Below are 16,739 nucleotides of genomic sequence, written 5' to 3'. Positions count from 1 at the left end.
CCAAGGAGGACATGAAAATGCTGTACACAGAAAAAGAGAAAAATGAGATTGAGCGCGTCCGTAAAGTGTTCGAGAAACACATCCAACAAATGACTGGTTATGATTTGGTTTGGTCGGACAAGGTCGGCTATGTGTGGCTGGCAATATCTATCGACCCGATCTATATTGACACCGGAAACTGGATAGAGTCCGCTGCCAGCCTTTGTTATGAGTGCTTGAATGATATAGCACTGGATGTTTTCGGAATGACTGGAAACGACCATGACTTCGAGGACGCCGATCCGCTGGAACTGGCCGAGATTAAGCGGCGCTGGAAACCCTATATCGACCAACTGCCGGAATATGCGTACATTTGCGACGAACTGCTAAGCGGCCGCAAGTAACTCTACTCGCCTGAGTGTCAGGAGCATGAAAGTGCTTCTGGCACTTTTTTTGTGGCCTTTTTGTGAATTTGATTAAAAAGTCCTTGACAACTCGTTTCGGGCAAGACGGCCAAAAGCATTTTGATTTCCTGCGGTGCTCGTCTGGCTCCCTTTGACATCCCCCAGCTCCGGGAGATTATGAGCTACGATGAACTGGAACTTGACCGTATGGGTGACAGACGGACGGCAACATTTTTCTGCATCAGCGATACGGACAGCACCTACAATTTTTTGGTCGCTCTCGCTTTTTCGCAGATGTTCAATCTCCTGTGTGAACGGGCCGACAATGTGCATGGGGGCCGCTTGCCCCATCATGTGCGCGTCCTGTGGGACGAGGCGGCCAATACGGGCCAAGTGCCGGGGCTGGAAAAGCTGGTGGCCGTCATTCGTTCCCGCGAGGTGAGCCTTGTACTGCTCTATCAGCAGCTTGCTCAATGCAAGGCCATTTACGATAAAAATGCGGAAACGATCCTCGGCAACATGGACAGCGTGATATTCCTCGGTGGCCGCGAGGCCAGCACTATCAAGGAAATATCGGAAAACTGGCTGGGCAAGTCCACGATCTCCATGCAGACGGATGGCCGCACACGGGGCCAGTCCGAAAGTTACAGCCAAAACATCCAGCGGCTGGGCCGGGAGCTGATGACCCCCAGCGAGCTTGCCACAATGCCCGGTGATCGGTGCATCTTGCAGCTCCGGGGCCTGCCCCCGTTCTATTCCCGCAAATACGATCTGAAGCAACACCCCAACTACAAGTTTACGGCTGAGGCCGACAAGAAAAACGCCTTTAACCTCGACAGGCTGATAAACCGCCGCAGGCGGCCCGGCCCCAACGAGGCTTGTGAGGTGTACGAAGTGGATGTGCCCGCCGAGGCGCTCACAGAAGAGGACGAGGACATCCTCAACTATGACGACCTCGACGATCCAGACGCTTTTGTATAAAACCTTGGGCTTTTAGGGTTCCCGCAAAATCAGCGATTTTGTGGGAAGAGGAGGCGCAACGGAGCGTGCGGAGTTTGGGACATTTTGTCCCAAAGTAGCAAAGCGAAGTTTGTGCCGACGAGTCCCGAGGTACGGACGCTGCCGCCCTACACGGGGCGGCTTTTTTCATGGCCGGGTATAGCCCGGAGAAAAGGAGTAATATATGCAGTTTTTCGCTTCTGCCATCAACACTTTGCAGACCCTCGTTATTGCCCTCGGCGCTGGCCTTGGCGTGTGGGGCGTTGTCAACCTGCTGGAGGGCTACGGCTCCGATAACCCCGGCGCGAATGCTCATGTGCGGTAAAGTAATAAAAAGATTTAGGTAGCCGCCTTAACTATTCCTAAATAAGATAATATGCACAGTATTTTCTCGTAAATAGAAAATAAATTATTGCATTTTACCAATTATTATGTTAAAATGACAATGTAACAAAGAGCTATGTATTTTTAAGGAAAGGGAGGAACTTATGAATTTAAGAAAATCTATTTTAGCACTTTCAGTAGTAGCTGGAATTGTAGCTGCTCCAATGACTGTATTTGCCGCTCATACTCATAGTTGGGGTTCTCCCCAGTACTATGGATATGAAGATGAAATGCCTGGTATATATGATGACTGGGATAAATGTGCGACACGTCATGTATATAATTACAAACAATGTTTAATTTGTGGAGAAGTAAGCATTTATGAAGTTGAGACGATTGAAATGTCTCACAAATGAGTGAATGGTGCATGTGTATATTGCAACAAAGGTTACGCGAAAGAGATAAATTAACATAGTATCATTACCGGCAAGTTTATAATCAAAAAATAGAAAGCATTGAGAATATTTCAAAATTTCTTGAAAGTACTCTCAGTGCTTTCTTTGATAATATGAAAGGAGAAATAAATGCAAAAAAAACAACTTTCTGTATTAGTACTAATTATTTTATGCTTTTTATTAGGATGTAACAGAGAAACACCAAAAGATGAATCTCAACAAAATTATGAAGATGAATCTAATATTTCTAAAACAAATGGAGAAGAACTTGTAAATATAAACAGTGAATTGTTAGGTTCGACTCCTTTTGATATCCAAATCGATAAAACAGCATTGCAGACTAGAAAAGAAACAGAAACAGAAGTTACAATAAAGACAAATTTAACAGACTGGGGTTATACTGTTTCTTCTGAAAAAGGGAAAATATCTGATATAAATAAAAATTCATTCATATATATAGCACCTAAAGATGAGAGGGATGATACTATAAAAATACAATTATCGGACTATGAAAATGGCATATCATATGAATATACAATTCCACTTATTTTTGCGGGAAACAATGAACATTCTTTAGATAAATTCAAGGAAAATCTTTCAAGATTACCTAATAGTTAGTAAAGAGTCGATAGACTAAAGTACCACCATCCTCTTTTATTTCAACTGAATATCCATCCCGCCGCACCGCAGCGGCACATGAAGCAGTAAATCCGAAAAAGATTTGCTGCTTTTTTTGCGTCCATTTTTGGCAAATTTCCAAAAGTTCCGTATTAGACAGTGAAACCAAAAAAGGCTGCCATTTTTTTCAGACAGCGGGCAAAACGCAGCTTCCGAAACGCCTTATTGTCGGGAAAGACCGAGCCGCCGGAAAAGTTCTTGCCGGAAAGTCCGTCCATTCTGCTCTTTTGTGGTTTGTAGGGAGTAAGGGAAAAACGCCAGCCCGCAGCCTTTTATAAAAAAAGCTGGTTATAGATTTTCTGAAAAAGTGGCAGTAGCAAGTGAACGGCAGGCCGGCAGTTTCTTAGAGCAAGATTCTACCGAGGTGCCAAAATTCGCTTATCGCTCATTTTGCCCCTGCGGGAATCTTGTTGGGGAGTGCCTTCCCCAAACCCTGCTTATGCGGCTTGCGCCGCTGAAAAACCCCTCAAAATATTTTTCGGATTTTTCAAAAACAGTTCCGCTTCACACCCTGTTTTTCTCCTATTAGTGAGAGGACACCACGCACAGAAAGGAGGTCAACCACCTATGAAACGATACAACACGCCGCACCGCAGCCGGGTAGTCAAAACACGCATGACCGAGGAAGAATACGCCGAGTTTGCCCAGCGGCTTTCTGCTTACCACATGAGCCAAGCCGAGTTTATCCGGCAAGCCATAACCGGGGCAGCCATACGCCCCATCATAACCGTTTCCCCCATCAATGACGAGCTGCTTGCCGCTGTCGGGAAGCTGACCGCCGAATACGGGAGGATCGGCGGCAACTTAAACCAGATAGCCCGGACGCTGAACGAGTGGCACAGTCCCTATCCGCAGCTTGCCGGGGAGGTACGGGCGGCGGTTTCCGACCTTGCTGCCCTAAAGTTTGAAGTCTTGCAGAAAGTGGGTGACGCTGTTGGCAACATTCAAACATATCAGCTCTAAAAACGCCGACTATGGCGCAGCGGAAGCCTATCTCACATTTGAGCATGACGAGTTTACCATGAAAGCCACCCTTGATGAAAACGGGCGGCTGATACCGAGGGAGGATTACCGCATTTCTTCCCTCAACTGCGGGGGCGAGGATTTCGCTGTTGCCTGTATGCGAGCCAATCTCCGCTATGAGAAAAACCAAAAACGGGAAGATGTGAAAAGCCACCACTATATCATCAGCTTTGACCCACGGGACGGGACAGACAACGGCTTGACCGTAGACCGGGCGCAGGAGCTGGGCGAGCAGTTCTGCAAGGAGCATTTCCCCGGACACCAAGCCCTAATCTGCACCCACCCGGACGGGCATAACCACAGCGGGAATATCCATGTGCATATCGTCATCAACTCCCTGCGGATTTACGAAGTCCCGCTTCTGCCCTACATGGACAGACCAGCCGACACGCTGGAGGGCTGCAAGCACCGCTGCACCAACGCCGCTATGGAATATTTCAAGAGCGAAGTCATGGAAATGTGCCACCGGGAGGGGCTTTACCAAATCGACCTCTTGAACGGCAGCAAGGAACGGATAACCGAACGGGAATACTGGGCGGCAAAGAAAGGGCAGCTTGCCCTTGACAAAGAGAACGCCGCCAGAGAAGCCGCCGGACAGCCGACCAAGCCCACCAAGTTTGAAACGGACAAGGCGAAGCTGCGCCGGACGATACGGCAGGCACTTTCCCAAGCTGGCAGCTTTGACGAGTTTTCTTCCCTTTTGCTGCGGGAGGGTGTGACCGTCAAGGAGAGCCGGGGGCGGCTTTCCTACCTCACGCCGGACAGGACAAAGCCTATCACAGCCCGAAAGCTGGGGGACGATTTTGACAAGGCTGCTGTCCTTGCCCTGCTCACGCAGAACGCCCACAGAGCTGCCGAACAGACCAAAGCCATACCCGAATACCCTGCCGCAGTTAAAAAGCCGTTACAAGGGGAAAAAGCTGCAAAAACCACCCCGGCAGACAACACCTTGCAGCGCATGGTTGACCGGGAAGCCAAGCGAGCCGAGGGCAAGGGCGTGGGCTATGACCGCTGGGCGGCAAAGCACAACCTAAAGCAAATGGCAGCTACCGTTACCGCCTATCAGCAGTACGGCTTTTCCTCCCCGGAGGAACTGGACGAAGCCTGTTCTGCCGCCTATGCCGCCATGCAGGAAAGCCTTGCGTGGTTGAAGCAGGTGGAAAAGACGCTGAACGGGAAAAAGGAGCTGCAACGGCAGGTGCTTGCCTATTTCAAGACCCGCCCTGTCCGGGACGGGCTGAAACAGCAGAAAAACGCCAAAGCAAAAGCAGCCTACCGTCAGAAGCATGAAAGTGACTTTATCATAGCAGACGCAGCCGCCCGCTATTTCAGGGAGAACGGCATTTCCAAGCTGCCGAGCTATAAATCCCTGCAAGCAGAGATTGAAAGCCTTATCAAAGAGAAAAACAGCGGCTACAACGATTACCGGGCAAAACGGGAGGAGTACCGCCGCTTGCAGACTGTCAAGGGCAATATCGACCAGATTTTACGCCGGAGCGAGCCGCAGCGCAGAAAGGAGCAGAGCCATGAACGGTAATATCCCCCGCATGGACTACCGCCAGTACCGGGCAGCCCGCCGCCTTGTGCATGAGTGCTGCAACTATGACAGCGGGAACTGCCTGCTGTTGGAGGACGGCGAGCCTTGCGTGTGTGTACAGAGTATCAGCTATTCGCTGCTCTGCCGCTGGTTTACCGCCGCTGTCCTGCCCCTTGATGAAGCACTGGAAGCCGCCCTCTTGCGCCGGGGAAGCCGGAAACGCTGCGCTGTCTGCGGGGCGTTCTTCTTCCCAAAATCCAACCGGGGGAAATACTGCCCGGACTGCGCCGGACGCATGAAGCGGATAAACGCCGCCAAACGGAAGCGGAAACAAAGGGAGAAATGTCACGCTTTAGGGCATTTCAAACCCGCATAAATCAAGGCTTTTTTGGAGGGTGTCAAAGGGTGCGTGATACATTTATCCTTTTCCCTTAAAAACGCCCCCTAAAAGCGTAACAGAACCCACAGACAGACACCACAAGGAGGTGAACCCTATCGCTGATTATATGACCGCAGGAACGGAGCTGCCCGCTTACCTGCCTTACCCCCGTTTCCTGCTGGAAACAGACCTATCCCACACCGCAAGAGAGTTATATGCGCTGCTGTTAGACCGTTCCACCCTTTCGCAGAAGAACGGCTGGCAGGACAGCGAGGGACGGACATACATTGTCTACCCCATAGCAGAGATAGCGGAAATGCTGGATAAAGGCTGCACCACCATAAAGGGCGCACTGAACGAACTGGACGCTGCCGGGCTGCTGGAACGCAGACGGACGGGCTTTTCTGCCGCCAACCGTCTGTATGTGAAAGTGCCGCCTATCCCAGTGGTACAGTTTTCCGACCAACTGACGGACGGAAAACCGCCCCTCATAAGGGCGGGAAACCGACCAACTGACAGCCGGAAAACTGACCTTATGACGGTCGGAAAACCGTCCCCTAACCAAACTAATATAAACAACCTAATAGAGAGCCAAACAAAAGGAGCGAGTGAGGGGCAGCCCCCCGCCGCTTATGGCAGATATAAAAATGTATTTCTTTCTGACACAGAACTTTTGGAGCTGGAACAGGACTTCCCCGGCAAGTGGGAGTATTACCTTGACCGCCTTTCCTGCCACATCGCTTCCACCGGGAAGCAGTACCAGAGCCATGCAGCCACCATTTACAAGTGGGCGCAGGAGGACGCTGCCAAAGAGAAGCCAAAGAAAGGCATACCGGACTATTCATTCAAGGAGGGAGAAAGCCTATGACCGATACAATCCACAACACCATACTGCCTATGACCGACACCACAGCCGAGCCGGAGGATTACACCGGGGAGGACGGGCTTTTATACTGCGGCAAATGCCGGAAACCCAAAGAAGCCTATTTCCCGGAGGGCAAGACCTTTTTCGGGCGTGACCGCCACCCGTCAGAGTGCGACTGCCAGCGGGCAGCCCGTAAGGAACGGGAAGCCGCCGAGAAGCGGCGCAGCCACCTTGAAACGGTGGAACGGCTGAAACGGCAGGGCTTTACAGACAAGACCATGCAGGACTGGACATTTGCCAACGATAACGGCAGCTGCCCGCAGATGAAGAACGCCGCCGGATATGTGGCACGCTGGGAACAGATAAAGGACGGGAACTACGGGCTGCTCTTGTGGGGCAGGGTAGGCACTGGGAAAAGCTATTTTGCCGGGTGTATTGCAAACGCCCTCATGGAGCAGGAAGTCCCGGTGTGCATGACAAACTTTGCAGCAATATTAAACGACCTTGCCGCCAGCTTTGCGGGCAGGAACGAATATATTTCCCGCCTTTGCAGCTTCCCCCTGCTCATCATTGACGATTTTGGAATGGAGCGTGGCACAGAATACGGTCTGGAACAGGTCTACAATGTGATTGACAGCCGCTACCGGAGCAGGAAGCCGCTGATTGTGACGACCAACCTCACGCTGGAGGAATTGCAGCACCCGGAGGACACCGCCCACGCCCGGATTTATGACCGCCTGCTTGAAATGTGTTCCCCTCTCTGCTTTACCGGGGAGAATTTGAGGAAAGCCGCCGCACAGGGAAAAATGGAACAGCTGAAACGGCTGCTTGCCGGAAAGGAGATTTGCCTATGACCGACACCCAGAGAAACAAACGCCCTGCCCGCCGCCCGGACTGCGTGACCGAAACGAGGATAGGCAACACAATCCTTGTGGTGTCTGGCTTTTTCAAGGAGGGGGCGACCGACACCGCCGCTGACAAGATGATGAAAGTGCTGGAAGCAGAAGCCGCCGCCGGATATTTGACCTGTGATAAGCCTGATTGAAAAACCGTCATTTTTACCGACCGTAAAGAAGCAGATTTGACGCTTTTGCCGCTATACAGACAGCCGCCCCATGTGGTACAATCAAGGTACGGAATAGTGGGGCTGGCTGTCGGAAACGGAGGAATTTATGTTAAGACAGACCACCCAGCAACTCATTACCGCCCTTTACCCAAGACTGTCCCATGAGGACGAGCTGCAAGGCGAGAGCAATTCCATTTCCAACCAAAAGAGGATTTTGGAAACCTATGCCAAACAGAATGGATTTTCTAATCTGCGCTGGTACACCGACGACGGTTATTCCGGTGCGAACTTTCAAAGACCCGGATTTCAAGCCATGCTTGCAGACATTGAAGCAGGGAAAGTCGGGACAGTTATCGTCAAGGATATGTCGAGGTTAGGGCGAAACTACTTACAGGTGGGAATGTACACAGAAATGATTTTCCCACAGAAAGGTGTCCGCTTCATCGCTATCAATGACGGAGTGGACAGCGCACAGGGGGAAAATGATTTTGCCCCGCTGCGGAACATTTTTAACGAATGGCTGGTGAGAGATACGAGCAAGAAAATCAAGGCAGTAAAACGCTCTAAGGGCATGAGCGGAAAGCCCATCACAAGCAAGCCCGTCTATGGCTACCTCATGGACGAGGACGAAAACTTTATCATTGACGAGGAAGCCGCCCCGGTGGTACGGCAGATTTACAGCCTTTGCCTTGCCGGGAACGGTCCGACCAAGATAGCCCGTATGCTGACCGAGCAGCAAATCCCCACGCCGGGGACGCTGGAATACCGCAGGACGGGCAGCACCCGCCGCTACCACCCCGGCTATGAGTGCAAGTGGGCGACCAATACCGTGGTTCATCTGCTGGAAAACCGGGAATATACGGGCTGTCTGGTAAACTTTAAGACCGAGAAGCCGTCCTACAAGCTGAAACACAGCATAGAAAATCCCCCGGAAAAGCAGGCGGTTTTTGAGAACCACCATGAGCCTATCATTGACCGGGAAACGTGGGAACGGGTGCAGGAGTTACGCAAGCAGCGCAAACGCCCCAACCGTTATGACGAAGTGGGCTTGTTCTCCGGCATACTCTTTTGTGCCGACTGCGGCAGCGTCATGTACCAGCAGCGATACCAGACGGACAAGCGCAAGCAGGACTGTTATATCTGCGGAAGCTACAAGAAACGCACCGCCGACTGCACAGCGCACTTTATCCGCACTGACCTCTTGACCGCTGGCGTACTCTCCAATCTGCGGAAAGTTACCAGCTATGCGGCAAAGCATGAAGCCCGGTTTATGAAGCTTTTAATCGAGCAGAATGAGGACGGGGACAGACGCAGGAACGCCGCCAAGAAAAAGGAGCTGGAAGCCGCCGAGAAACGCATAGCCGAGTTATCTGCTATCTTCAAGCGGCTGTATGAGGACAGCGTAACCGGGCGCATATCGGACGAGCGTTTCACAGAGCTGTCGGCAGACTATGAAGCCGAGCAGAAAGAACTGAAAGAACGTGCCGCCAGACTGCGGGAAGAACTTTCCAAAGCGCAGGAAGCCACCGCAAACGCTGAAAAGTTTATGAATGTGGTACGCAGGCACACTACCATTGAAGAACTTACCCCTACTCTGCTGCGGGAGTTTGTGGAGAAAATCGTTGTCCATGAAAGCGTTGCCCTTGACGGGAAACGCCGGGGCAAGTTACGCAGACAGGAAATCGAAATCTATTATTCTTTTGTCGGCAAGGTAGAACTGCCCGACACCTAACCGCCCGACCTATCCGACATACCTCATGTGCCGGATAGGAACGGCAAAATTTTTTACACTTCTATTACTTCTTTATCACACATAAGCAAAGAGCCAGGGTATGAAGCAGCTGATGGCTAATTAGATGTAACAAAAGTGAAGAAAGGAAAAGCACAATCCAGACGGAATCGGCGGTGCGGTCAAGAAATATTGTGGAAACACAAGATTTCTGCTATAATGGATACAGAACGCTGGACGATGGAAAGAGGGACGGGAAGCCTATGCACATCAGCTATCAGCCATTATGGAACACATTGAAAGAGCGTGGTATGAGAAAAGAGGACTTGCGGCTTGCCGCCGGTCTGACCACCAATATAATTGCCAACATGGGCAAGGGCGAGCATATCAGTATGAAAACGCTTCTTCGTATCTGTGAAACCCTGCATTGTGGCATTTTAGATGTGATTGAGTTGGAAGTAGATGGGGCTAATCAAAGTAAAGAATAAAACAAAGATCTATGAGGAGGTTATATATATGCAATACGGACCAAATCCGAATGCAATTTATCCGAATGAGGCAATTAAGAGTGTGTGCTTTATTAAAAATGTTATTACCCGCCCCAATATCATAGTGGGCGAATATTCTTACTATGATGACATAAATGGCGCAGAAAGATTTGAAGAACACGTAACGCATCATTACGAATTCCTCGGTGATAAATTGATTATAGGTAAATTTTGTGCTATAGCTAAGGGAATAGAGTTTGTAATGAACGGTGCAAATCATCGAATGTGCAGCGTTACTACCTATCCTTTTAATATTATGGGCGGTGGCTGGGAACAGTTCACTCCGACTTTGGCGGACTTGCCGCTAAAGGGTGATACCGTGGTTGGAAATGATGTCTGGATTGGGCAAAATGTTACTGTAATGCCGGGTGTGAATATCGGAGATGGTGCAATTATAGCTGCAAATTCTGTTGTAACAAAAGACATTCCCGCCTACTGTATTGCCGGTGGAAATCCTTGCAAAATAATAAAAAGACGCTTTGATGATGAGCTTATTGCATACTTGCAAGAAATAAAATGGTGGGACTGGTCACCAGAGAAAATATTCGCAAATCTCAAGGCGTTATGCAGCGGTGACTTGGAACAGATCCGCAACATAATCGAGGTGTAATTTTGTTGGAATTGATGTTTTGATGGTGGAAATAAATGAGTCAACACATAACAGTAATAGAGTATAGTCCCTTATGGAAAAACAAGTATAAAGAAGAGTCTTTGCTGATTAGAAATATTCTTGCGGATAATTGCATAGCAATTTACCACATTGGAAGCACTTCTGTGGAAGGTTTAGCCGCTAAACCAATTATTGATATTATGGCAGTTGTCAGAAGTCTTGAGAGAGTGGATATTGATGCAGAAAAGTTTTCCGACATAGGTTATGAATATCTTGGAGAATTTGGCATAGAGGGTAGACGCTATCTTCGCAAAGGTGGTGATGAGCGAACCCATCAAATTCATATTTTCCAGGCAGACGACTGGAATAATATCGGGCGTCACCTTGCTTTTCGTGATTATATGCGTACCCATGAAAAGGAGCGAGAAGAATACGCAAAAATAAAAACAGAACTTGCAAAGAAATTTCCGTATGATATTGATGGATATTGTGACGGAAAAGAGAATTTTGTGCGTGAAATTGAAAAACTGGCGTTCTCTCAATTTGATGGTACATGGGATAAAATGTATATCGCCGCAAGGAAAGTACAACAGGAAAGAGTAATTTCTCCATTGATTGAAGCCGGAAGTGTTTCCGCTACAATTTTTACCGAAAAAGAAAATATCTACGTCGGCGTTTGCATTGATACTGCTTGCTCATTGGGAATGTGTGCAGAAAGAAATGCGATTGCCAACATGATTACAAACGGAGAAAATTATATTCGCCGTGTTATAGCGATTGATCGGAATGGAAACGCTATCCCACCTTGCGGTGCGTGTCGGGAATTTATGACACAACTCATGCCAGAGAATTATCATTCTATTGAAATTATGTTGGACTATGAGAACAAAAAAATAGTCACATTGGGGGATATTACTTCCAACTGGTGGATATAAAGAAGCATGGATATGAATGAATATAGCTATGTCACATTAAGACAAATACCAGAATTAAAAGAAACCGCCGCTGCATGGTTTCATGCCAAATGGGGCGTACCGCAAGAAGCCTATCTTGAATGTATGGAATCCTACCTGAAAAATGAAACGGAATACGGCTGGTATCTTTGCTTAGATGGCGAGCTTATTATAGGTGGTCTGGGTGTAATAGAAAATGATTTTCACAATAGAAAAGACCTTTCGCCAAATGTATGTGCATTATATACGGAAGAGAATTATCGCTGTCGAGGAATTGCGGGACAGTTACTTGACATGGTTGTAAAAGATATGAGATCTAAAGGAATTGCCCCACTTTATTTGATTACAGACCATACAAGTTTTTATGAAAAATATGGCTGGGAATTCTTGTGTATGGTTCAGGGTAATAATGAGCCGGACATGACAAGAATGTACATTCACAAATAACTACAACAAAGACGCTGCCGTTGCAGGAACGCCTGTTCCCACAACGGCAGTTTTCATTTCCACGGCCTGCGACGGAAGTTGATCCCGGAATTTTTAATCAGCGGCGATCTTTTGAACAGCCTTTTCAGGGTAGTTCTTTCCTCGTCTGTGAGCCGCTTGTATTTTAGCTGGAACGCCTTGCAGAAGATTTCCAAAAATTCCTGCACCCTATCGCCAGTGGACTGCATGGCCTTTCGGACTTCCCTTATCAGTTCATCGGCTGGCGTGGTATCCGGCGCACTCTCCATATCGTTCTCATGGGCTTTGCGTATATCGTGAAGGATAGCGTCCCATGTTTTGTGTGTCACATGGCAGAAAAAATCTTCTTCCTCTATCTGACCGGCTTCCAGAATTTTCAAGGAACGGTCTGCGGCGGCTTCGGGATGTTTTTCCAGTATCATTGCCCGGACAGCGGCCAAAGCACTATTGATGTCATGGAACCGCATGGTAGCCATTCCATCCACATAGATTTCTGCGTCAGCCATCAGTTCCGCAAATTTTTCGTGGGACATCATCTCGCACAGCAGCCGGGTATTGATCCGTCCGCTTTTCAGAAGCGCCACAGCTTCATCAGTCAAATGCAGTTCGGACAGCGGGGTATTTATCTGCTCCCGGTTTTCTGTCCGGCAGAACAGATAGTCAATGGACACCTCATAAAAGTCTGCCAGTGTGATAAGGTTGCCGTGATTGATTTCCTTATTTCGGTTTTCTTCATTTTCATAGCTGGCTAAAGCAGATTTTGAAATGCCGGTCTTTTCCGCCAGTTCTTCCAGCTTCAAGCCCTTTTCGACCCGTAAATCTTTCAAGCGTTCTTGCAAAGAAACATGGTCTTTCATCGGTTTGCCACTCCCTTCCCATGTGGTTTTCGAGCATATATAATCATTATACCATACCGTTCCGAAATCGTGGAAATTTTCGATTTTGGGGCGGTATTCCTACTTTCTGGACATACGGGAAAGGGTTCAAAAATGAGCTATGATTAAGTCAGTTCATCGATGGATTATTCCAATCGAATGACCGGCCTGATGGGATATGCTCCCTGGCGATGTAGCGCAACGACCTGCGGCAAGGAGTTGGAGGAACCTTGACCGCAGCGAGCGTACCAACGGGAACAAAACGCTGCTGTGAGATTCAGGGGCAGGAACGACATCAGGGAGACCCGGCAGAACTGACACCAAAACGCTACCCAAACATGACAAATGGGCGGGGCGTAGTCTGCCCTGTCCGTGATACTATGGGGCTTTTTAGGACGGCTCTATGGCCGTATTTTCTTTGAAAATTGCCCCGAAACATGACACCAGAAACCGCTATCCGCCCATCTCTACCGTTACAGCTGAAATGGGCGGATTTTCTATGATAGGAGGCACCATGCCGAGAATGAGCAAGAAACGGAAGTTGGAGCTGTCCTTCTTCCTCAATGACCGGGGGCGTGTGGCCTACAACGACCTGTGCCGGAAGTGTCAGCATGAGTGTAAACAGAGCTTCCGGGCTGTCGTGATCGACTGCCCCTGTTACCTGTCCAAACGAGCCAAGCGAAAGGAGAAAACCAACTAAATGGACTTTGAATTTATGACCGCAGACACCGTTCTGCCGCCCTGCATGCCACTTCCCGCCGCCATGCTGCGGTTGCCGGTCAGCAGCACTGCAAAAGTCATGTATGCCCGTCTGCTGGACGCCACCCTTACGGAAGGTGCGGAGGATACCAACGGGATACTGTTTGTCCGTTTCCCCATTGTGGAGCTGGCAGCAGCCTTGTCCCGCAGCTCTGTGACCGTCAAGCGTTCCCTGAAAGAATTGGAGGACGCCGGACTGATCCTGCGGGTGCGCCGGGGCGTGGGAGAGCCGAACCGCATTTACACGCTGCTTCCCAAAAAGGAGGGCTGCCGTGATGAATGAAAAGCTGGAAAAGCTCAACCGGCAGCTTGCCCAAGGCGAAGCCAGACTGCGGCGGGCGCAGCATGAAGAAAAGATACTGGAACACCAGATAAAGCAGCTTACCCGGAAAGAACGGACGCACCGCCTCTGTACCAGAGGGGCTATGCTGGAAAGTTTCCTGTTAAGGCCGGAAGTGCTGACGGACGATGATGTGATGGACATTTTGAAACAGGCATTTTCCCAAACTGGCATGAAAGAAGTTGTTGCAGAAAGCGTGAAAGGTCGGGTAGCCGGGAAACCCCTTACGGAGTAAGGGCGCAACTATACACCGGTCGAGCCGGTGCGTTGCGCCCTGTCGGGGGCTTCCTGCGGAAAGCGGATGATTTCCAGCACACTTGCGGCTGCTTCCAATCACCACAGGGGACGCTACGCTTCCCCTGCGCTGGCTGCGCCAGCTACCCCTTTGTGGACTTGCCGCCCGGGAACACCTTGCCCTGCAAGCTGTTCCCGTCCGACAAGTTTACAAATTCCGCATATGCTTATTTGGATGGATGAAGTATAATAAAGCTATCTTCAAATTGGAAGTCGAGAGGAGGAACTATTGATGAAAAAAATGAGCCCAGAAGCTGAAAAGATAATGATTGAACGTTTTGGTAAAGATACTGTTATTGCGTTAGCAACGGTAAAAGATGACGTGCCTTATGTGCGAAGTGTAAATGCTTATTATGAGAACGGTGCATTTTATATTATTACGCATGCGCTTTCAAACAAGATGAAACAAATCAAAAGTAACCCTACCGTTGCAATATCGGGAGACTGGTTTACGGCACATGGGAAAGGCATCAATTTGGGTTATTTTAGGAAAGAGGAAAACCATGTGATCGCCGAAAAGCTAAAGAAGGTCTTTGCTGAATGGATTGATAATGGACACAATAATTTCGATGATGAAAATACCATAATTCTGCGAATAGAATTGACAAGTGGGCTGTTACTTTCACATGGAACAAGACATGAGATTTAACTTTGGATAAGCATATTGGAACTCCGTGGTAATTGTTTTAGTAGTTGCAACACCTTAAAATTGAATACCTGTCGTCCACCGACGGCACCCCGAGCAGGAAATCAGAAACGGTTTCCTGCTTTTCTTTTGCCCACAATGAGGTGGCAAACCACCACCCCATCCAATTAACCACAGGAAGGAGGAAGCCATTATGCCCTGTCCCCACCATGATATAAAAATCGTTCAGCGCAGCAACCGCCAGTCAGCCGTAGCCGCCGCAGCTTACCAGAGCGGCGAACGGCTGTTTTCCGAGTACGACCAGAAACAGAAATACTATTCCGAGAAACGAGGGATCGTCCACACAGAAATCATGCTGCCGCCCCACGCTCCACCGGAGTACGCAGACCGCAACACTTTGTGGAACGCCGCCGAAGCTGTAGAAAAACAATGGAACTCCCAGCTTGCCCGGAGAATCGTGCTTGCCATACCGAGGGAAATTCCCCCGGAGCAGCACGCCGACCTGATCCGGGACTATTGCCGGGAGTTTTTTGTTTCCAAAGGCATGATTGCCGATTTTGCCATTCACGATAAGGGGGACGGGAATCCCCACGCCCACATCCTACTGACCATGCGGGCAATGGACGAAACCGGGAAATGGCTTCCCAAGAGCCGGAAGGTTTATGACCTTGACGAGAACGGCGAGCGTATCCGGCTCCCGTCCGGGAACTGGAAAAGCCACAAGGAGGACACCGTGGACTGGAATGACCAGAAGTACGGCGAGATATGGCGGCAGGGCTGGGCGGCTGTCGCTAACCGCTATCTGGAAGCCAATGACCGCCCGGAGCGCCTTGACCTTCGTTCCTATGAACGGCAGGGGCTTGATAAAATTCCCACCGTCCACATGGGGCCAGCGGTCAGCCAGATGGAGAAACGAGGAATACAGACTAATATCGGCAACCTGAACCGGGATATCACCGCCGCCAACCGGCTCATGCAGTCTATCCGTCAGATGGTGCGCCATCTGAAAGGCTGGATTGCAGACCTGAAGGAGAAAAAGGCCGCCCTGCTGGAAGCCTTGCAGGAAGCGAAGGAACCCACTCTGCCGGAGCTGCTGGGCAAATATCTGGATTTGCGCCGGGAGGAGCGCACCGGCTGGACGAGCAAAGGCCAGCTCAAAGGCACTGTGAACGACTTCAACAAGGTTATGGACGCTATCCGCTATCTGCGGGAAAAGGAACTGTCCACCGTGGAGAGCCTTGACACCTATCTGGATACCGTCAGCGGACAGGCTGTTTCCATCCGGGCAGAGATGAAGCCGAAGGAAAAGCGTATGAAGGAGATCGACACCATGCTTTCCCATATTGCCAACTTTGAAGCCCACAAGCCAGTTCATGCGGAATATGCCGCCATCCGGTTTAAGAAGCCAAAGGAACAGTTTGCCGCCGCCCATCGGGACGAGCTGGACGCCTATAATGCCGCTGTCCGCTATTTCAAGGTGCATTTGGAGGGAACCAAGTACAGCACCAAAAAGCTGAATGAGGAACGGACGCAGCTTGCCGGAGAGGTGGCCGAGTACAGGGAACGCCTGTCGGCGATGCAGGAGGATGTAAAGATTCTCCGGGATGTGCGCCACTGGCTCAATCAGGTGCTTCCGTCCGAGCAGTACCGCCAAACCGCCAAACCAGGCAAGAAACCGTCCATCCAGCAGGCAGTCAAAGGTCGGGCGCAGCGTATCCGGGAGGAACAGGCCGAGAAACGCCAGCAGCCCCGCACAGAGAAAAAACAGGATATGGAGCTTTAACAGGCGCTTGCCATTTTCTTTTCGAGAA

20 protein-coding genes and 2 pseudogenes are annotated in these 16,739 nt (G+C 49.7%); 21 read left to right on the top strand and 1 reads right to left on the bottom strand.

Going from position 1 to position 16,739, the window contains the following annotated elements:
- Positions 1-17 precede the first annotated feature (17 nt).
- The 16 genes and pseudogenes from BQ5383_RS01830 to BQ5383_RS01765 all read left to right on the top strand — a co-directional run bounded on the left by BQ5383_RS01830 (position 18) and on the right by BQ5383_RS01765 (position 11,996).
- Positions 18-383 (top strand): hypothetical protein, encoded by a 366-nt coding sequence (locus tag BQ5383_RS01830; protein WP_071429084.1) that lies wholly within the window; start codon positions 18-20, stop codon positions 381-383.
- A gap of 87 nt (positions 384-470) precedes the next feature.
- Positions 471-1,364 (top strand): annotated as a pseudogene (locus BQ5383_RS01825) (VirD4-like conjugal transfer protein, CD1115 family); the annotation flags it as partial.
- Between the two features lie 202 nt (positions 1,365-1,566).
- A pseudogene (locus tag BQ5383_RS19840) lies at positions 1,567-1,695 on the top strand (Maff2 family mobile element protein); the annotation flags it as partial.
- Between the two features lie 175 nt (positions 1,696-1,870).
- Positions 1,871-2,122 carry a desmoglein-4 gene (locus BQ5383_RS19835; RefSeq protein ID WP_076944428.1) on the top strand — a complete coding sequence of 84 codons (252 nt, stop codon included), beginning with the start codon at positions 1,871-1,873 and terminating at the stop codon, positions 2,120-2,122.
- 168 nt (positions 2,123-2,290) lie between these two features.
- On the top strand, positions 2,291-2,779 hold the full coding sequence (locus BQ5383_RS01820) for a hypothetical protein (protein ID WP_002569239.1): 489 nt from the start codon (positions 2,291-2,293) through the stop codon (positions 2,777-2,779).
- A 627-nt stretch (positions 2,780-3,406) separates the two neighbouring features.
- A complete protein-coding gene (locus BQ5383_RS01815) occupies positions 3,407-3,802 on the top strand; it encodes a plasmid mobilization protein (RefSeq protein ID WP_002594236.1) in 396 nt (131 codons plus the stop codon).
- Positions 3,774-5,399, top strand: coding sequence for a relaxase/mobilization nuclease domain-containing protein (locus tag BQ5383_RS01810; RefSeq protein WP_071429083.1), 1,626 nt, complete (start codon positions 3,774-3,776; stop codon positions 5,397-5,399). Before BQ5383_RS01815 ends, BQ5383_RS01810 begins: the two co-directional genes overlap by 29 nt.
- The gene (locus BQ5383_RS01805) at positions 5,389-5,775 is read left to right on the top strand and encodes a cysteine-rich VLP domain-containing protein (protein ID WP_002594234.1); all 387 of its coding nucleotides are present in this window, start codon (positions 5,389-5,391) and stop codon (positions 5,773-5,775) included. Before BQ5383_RS01810 ends, BQ5383_RS01805 begins: the two co-directional genes overlap by 11 nt.
- A 109-nt stretch (positions 5,776-5,884) precedes the next feature.
- Positions 5,885-6,646, top strand: a complete 762-nt coding sequence (locus BQ5383_RS01800) for a replication initiator protein A (protein WP_425518624.1) — start codon at positions 5,885-5,887, stop codon at positions 6,644-6,646.
- Complete coding sequence (locus tag BQ5383_RS01795) at positions 6,643-7,497, top strand: ATP-binding protein (RefSeq protein ID WP_002594232.1); 855 nt, start codon at positions 6,643-6,645, stop codon at positions 7,495-7,497. The genes BQ5383_RS01800 and BQ5383_RS01795 overlap by 4 nt, the downstream gene beginning before the upstream one ends.
- Positions 7,494-7,688 (top strand): transposon-encoded TnpW family protein, encoded by a 195-nt coding sequence (locus tag BQ5383_RS01790; RefSeq protein ID WP_002594231.1) that lies wholly within the window; start codon positions 7,494-7,496, stop codon positions 7,686-7,688. The genes BQ5383_RS01795 and BQ5383_RS01790 overlap by 4 nt, the downstream gene beginning before the upstream one ends.
- 127 nt (positions 7,689-7,815) lie before the next feature.
- Entirely contained in the window at positions 7,816-9,441 is a 1,626-nt protein-coding gene (locus BQ5383_RS01785) for a recombinase family protein (protein ID WP_002594230.1), read from the top strand.
- A 191-nt stretch (positions 9,442-9,632) separates the two neighbouring features.
- Entirely contained in the window at positions 9,633-9,926 is a 294-nt protein-coding gene (locus tag BQ5383_RS01780; RefSeq protein WP_476726756.1) for a helix-turn-helix domain-containing protein, read from the top strand.
- A gap of 28 nt (positions 9,927-9,954) precedes the next feature.
- Positions 9,955-10,596, top strand: a complete 642-nt coding sequence (locus BQ5383_RS01775; protein ID WP_071429082.1) for a Vat family streptogramin A O-acetyltransferase — start codon at positions 9,955-9,957, stop codon at positions 10,594-10,596.
- Between the two features lie 35 nt (positions 10,597-10,631).
- Positions 10,632-11,531, top strand: a complete 900-nt coding sequence (locus BQ5383_RS21840) for a GrpB family protein (protein ID WP_071429081.1) — start codon at positions 10,632-10,634, stop codon at positions 11,529-11,531.
- A gap of 12 nt (positions 11,532-11,543) precedes the next feature.
- Complete coding sequence (locus tag BQ5383_RS01765; RefSeq protein ID WP_071429080.1) at positions 11,544-11,996, top strand: GNAT family N-acetyltransferase; 453 nt, start codon at positions 11,544-11,546, stop codon at positions 11,994-11,996.
- A 53-nt stretch (positions 11,997-12,049) separates the two neighbouring features.
- On the opposite strand, the gene BQ5383_RS01760 is transcribed toward BQ5383_RS01765, so the two are convergent.
- The gene (locus BQ5383_RS01760; RefSeq protein WP_071429079.1) at positions 12,050-12,871 is read right to left on the bottom strand and encodes a helix-turn-helix domain-containing protein; all 822 of its coding nucleotides are present in this window, start codon (positions 12,869-12,871) and stop codon (positions 12,050-12,052) included.
- Positions 12,872-13,403: 532 nt separating this feature from the next.
- On the opposite strand from BQ5383_RS01760, the gene BQ5383_RS01755 reads away from it, so the two are divergent.
- The 5 genes from BQ5383_RS01755 to mobQ all read left to right on the top strand — a co-directional run bounded on the left by BQ5383_RS01755 (position 13,404) and on the right by mobQ (position 16,711).
- Positions 13,404-13,589 (top strand): hypothetical protein, encoded by a 186-nt coding sequence (locus tag BQ5383_RS01755; protein WP_071429883.1) that lies wholly within the window; start codon positions 13,404-13,406, stop codon positions 13,587-13,589.
- A complete protein-coding gene (locus BQ5383_RS01750) occupies positions 13,590-13,931 on the top strand; it encodes a DeoR family transcriptional regulator (RefSeq protein ID WP_071429078.1) in 342 nt (113 codons plus the stop codon).
- Positions 13,924-14,223 carry a DUF3847 domain-containing protein gene (locus tag BQ5383_RS01745; RefSeq protein ID WP_207646799.1) on the top strand — a complete coding sequence of 100 codons (300 nt, stop codon included), beginning with the start codon at positions 13,924-13,926 and terminating at the stop codon, positions 14,221-14,223. The genes BQ5383_RS01750 and BQ5383_RS01745 overlap by 8 nt, the downstream gene beginning before the upstream one ends.
- A gap of 291 nt (positions 14,224-14,514) precedes the next feature.
- Positions 14,515-14,931 (top strand): pyridoxamine 5'-phosphate oxidase family protein, encoded by a 417-nt coding sequence (locus tag BQ5383_RS01740; protein ID WP_071429076.1) that lies wholly within the window; start codon positions 14,515-14,517, stop codon positions 14,929-14,931.
- A gap of 190 nt (positions 14,932-15,121) precedes the next feature.
- Positions 15,122-16,711 carry a MobQ family relaxase gene (gene mobQ, locus BQ5383_RS01735; protein WP_071429075.1) on the top strand — a complete coding sequence of 530 codons (1,590 nt, stop codon included), beginning with the start codon at positions 15,122-15,124 and terminating at the stop codon, positions 16,709-16,711.
- Positions 16,712-16,739: the final 28 nt, after the last annotated feature.

Origin of the sequence: Angelakisella massiliensis (genome assembly GCF_900104675.1) — a bacterium.
GTDB lineage: Bacteria > Bacillota > Clostridia > Oscillospirales > Ruminococcaceae > Angelakisella > Angelakisella massiliensis.
The sequence above is the reverse complement of the archived record's forward strand: the minus strand, read 5'-3'. Positions and strand labels throughout refer to the sequence as shown.

Coding starts and splice junctions, on each gene's coding strand:
- BQ5383_RS01775 (WP_071429082.1), top strand. CDS start 9,955: ATGCAATACGGACCAAATCCGAATGCAATTTATCCGAATGAGGCAATT.
- BQ5383_RS01815 (WP_002594236.1), top strand. CDS start 3,407: ATGAAACGATACAACACGCCGCACCGCAGCCGGGTAGTCAAAACACGC.
- BQ5383_RS21840 (WP_071429081.1), top strand. CDS start 10,632: ATGAGTCAACACATAACAGTAATAGAGTATAGTCCCTTATGGAAAAAC.
- BQ5383_RS01785 (WP_002594230.1), top strand. CDS start 7,816: ATGTTAAGACAGACCACCCAGCAACTCATTACCGCCCTTTACCCAAGA.
- BQ5383_RS19835 (WP_076944428.1), top strand. CDS start 1,871: ATGAATTTAAGAAAATCTATTTTAGCACTTTCAGTAGTAGCTGGAATT.
- BQ5383_RS01830 (WP_071429084.1), top strand. CDS start 18: ATGCTGTACACAGAAAAAGAGAAAAATGAGATTGAGCGCGTCCGTAAA.
- BQ5383_RS01760 (WP_071429079.1), bottom strand. CDS start 12,871: ATGAAAGACCATGTTTCTTTGCAAGAACGCTTGAAAGATTTACGGGTC.
- BQ5383_RS01750 (WP_071429078.1), top strand. CDS start 13,590: ATGGACTTTGAATTTATGACCGCAGACACCGTTCTGCCGCCCTGCATG.
- BQ5383_RS01745 (WP_207646799.1), top strand. CDS start 13,924: ATGAATGAAAAGCTGGAAAAGCTCAACCGGCAGCTTGCCCAAGGCGAA.
- BQ5383_RS01740 (WP_071429076.1), top strand. CDS start 14,515: ATGAAAAAAATGAGCCCAGAAGCTGAAAAGATAATGATTGAACGTTTT.
- BQ5383_RS01755 (WP_071429883.1), top strand. CDS start 13,404: ATGCCGAGAATGAGCAAGAAACGGAAGTTGGAGCTGTCCTTCTTCCTC.
- BQ5383_RS01790 (WP_002594231.1), top strand. CDS start 7,494: ATGACCGACACCCAGAGAAACAAACGCCCTGCCCGCCGCCCGGACTGC.
- BQ5383_RS01795 (WP_002594232.1), top strand. CDS start 6,643: ATGACCGATACAATCCACAACACCATACTGCCTATGACCGACACCACA.
- BQ5383_RS01765 (WP_071429080.1), top strand. CDS start 11,544: ATGAATGAATATAGCTATGTCACATTAAGACAAATACCAGAATTAAAA.
- BQ5383_RS01820 (WP_002569239.1), top strand. CDS start 2,291: ATGCAAAAAAAACAACTTTCTGTATTAGTACTAATTATTTTATGCTTT.
- mobQ (WP_071429075.1), top strand. CDS start 15,122: ATGCCCTGTCCCCACCATGATATAAAAATCGTTCAGCGCAGCAACCGC.
- BQ5383_RS01805 (WP_002594234.1), top strand. CDS start 5,389: ATGAACGGTAATATCCCCCGCATGGACTACCGCCAGTACCGGGCAGCC.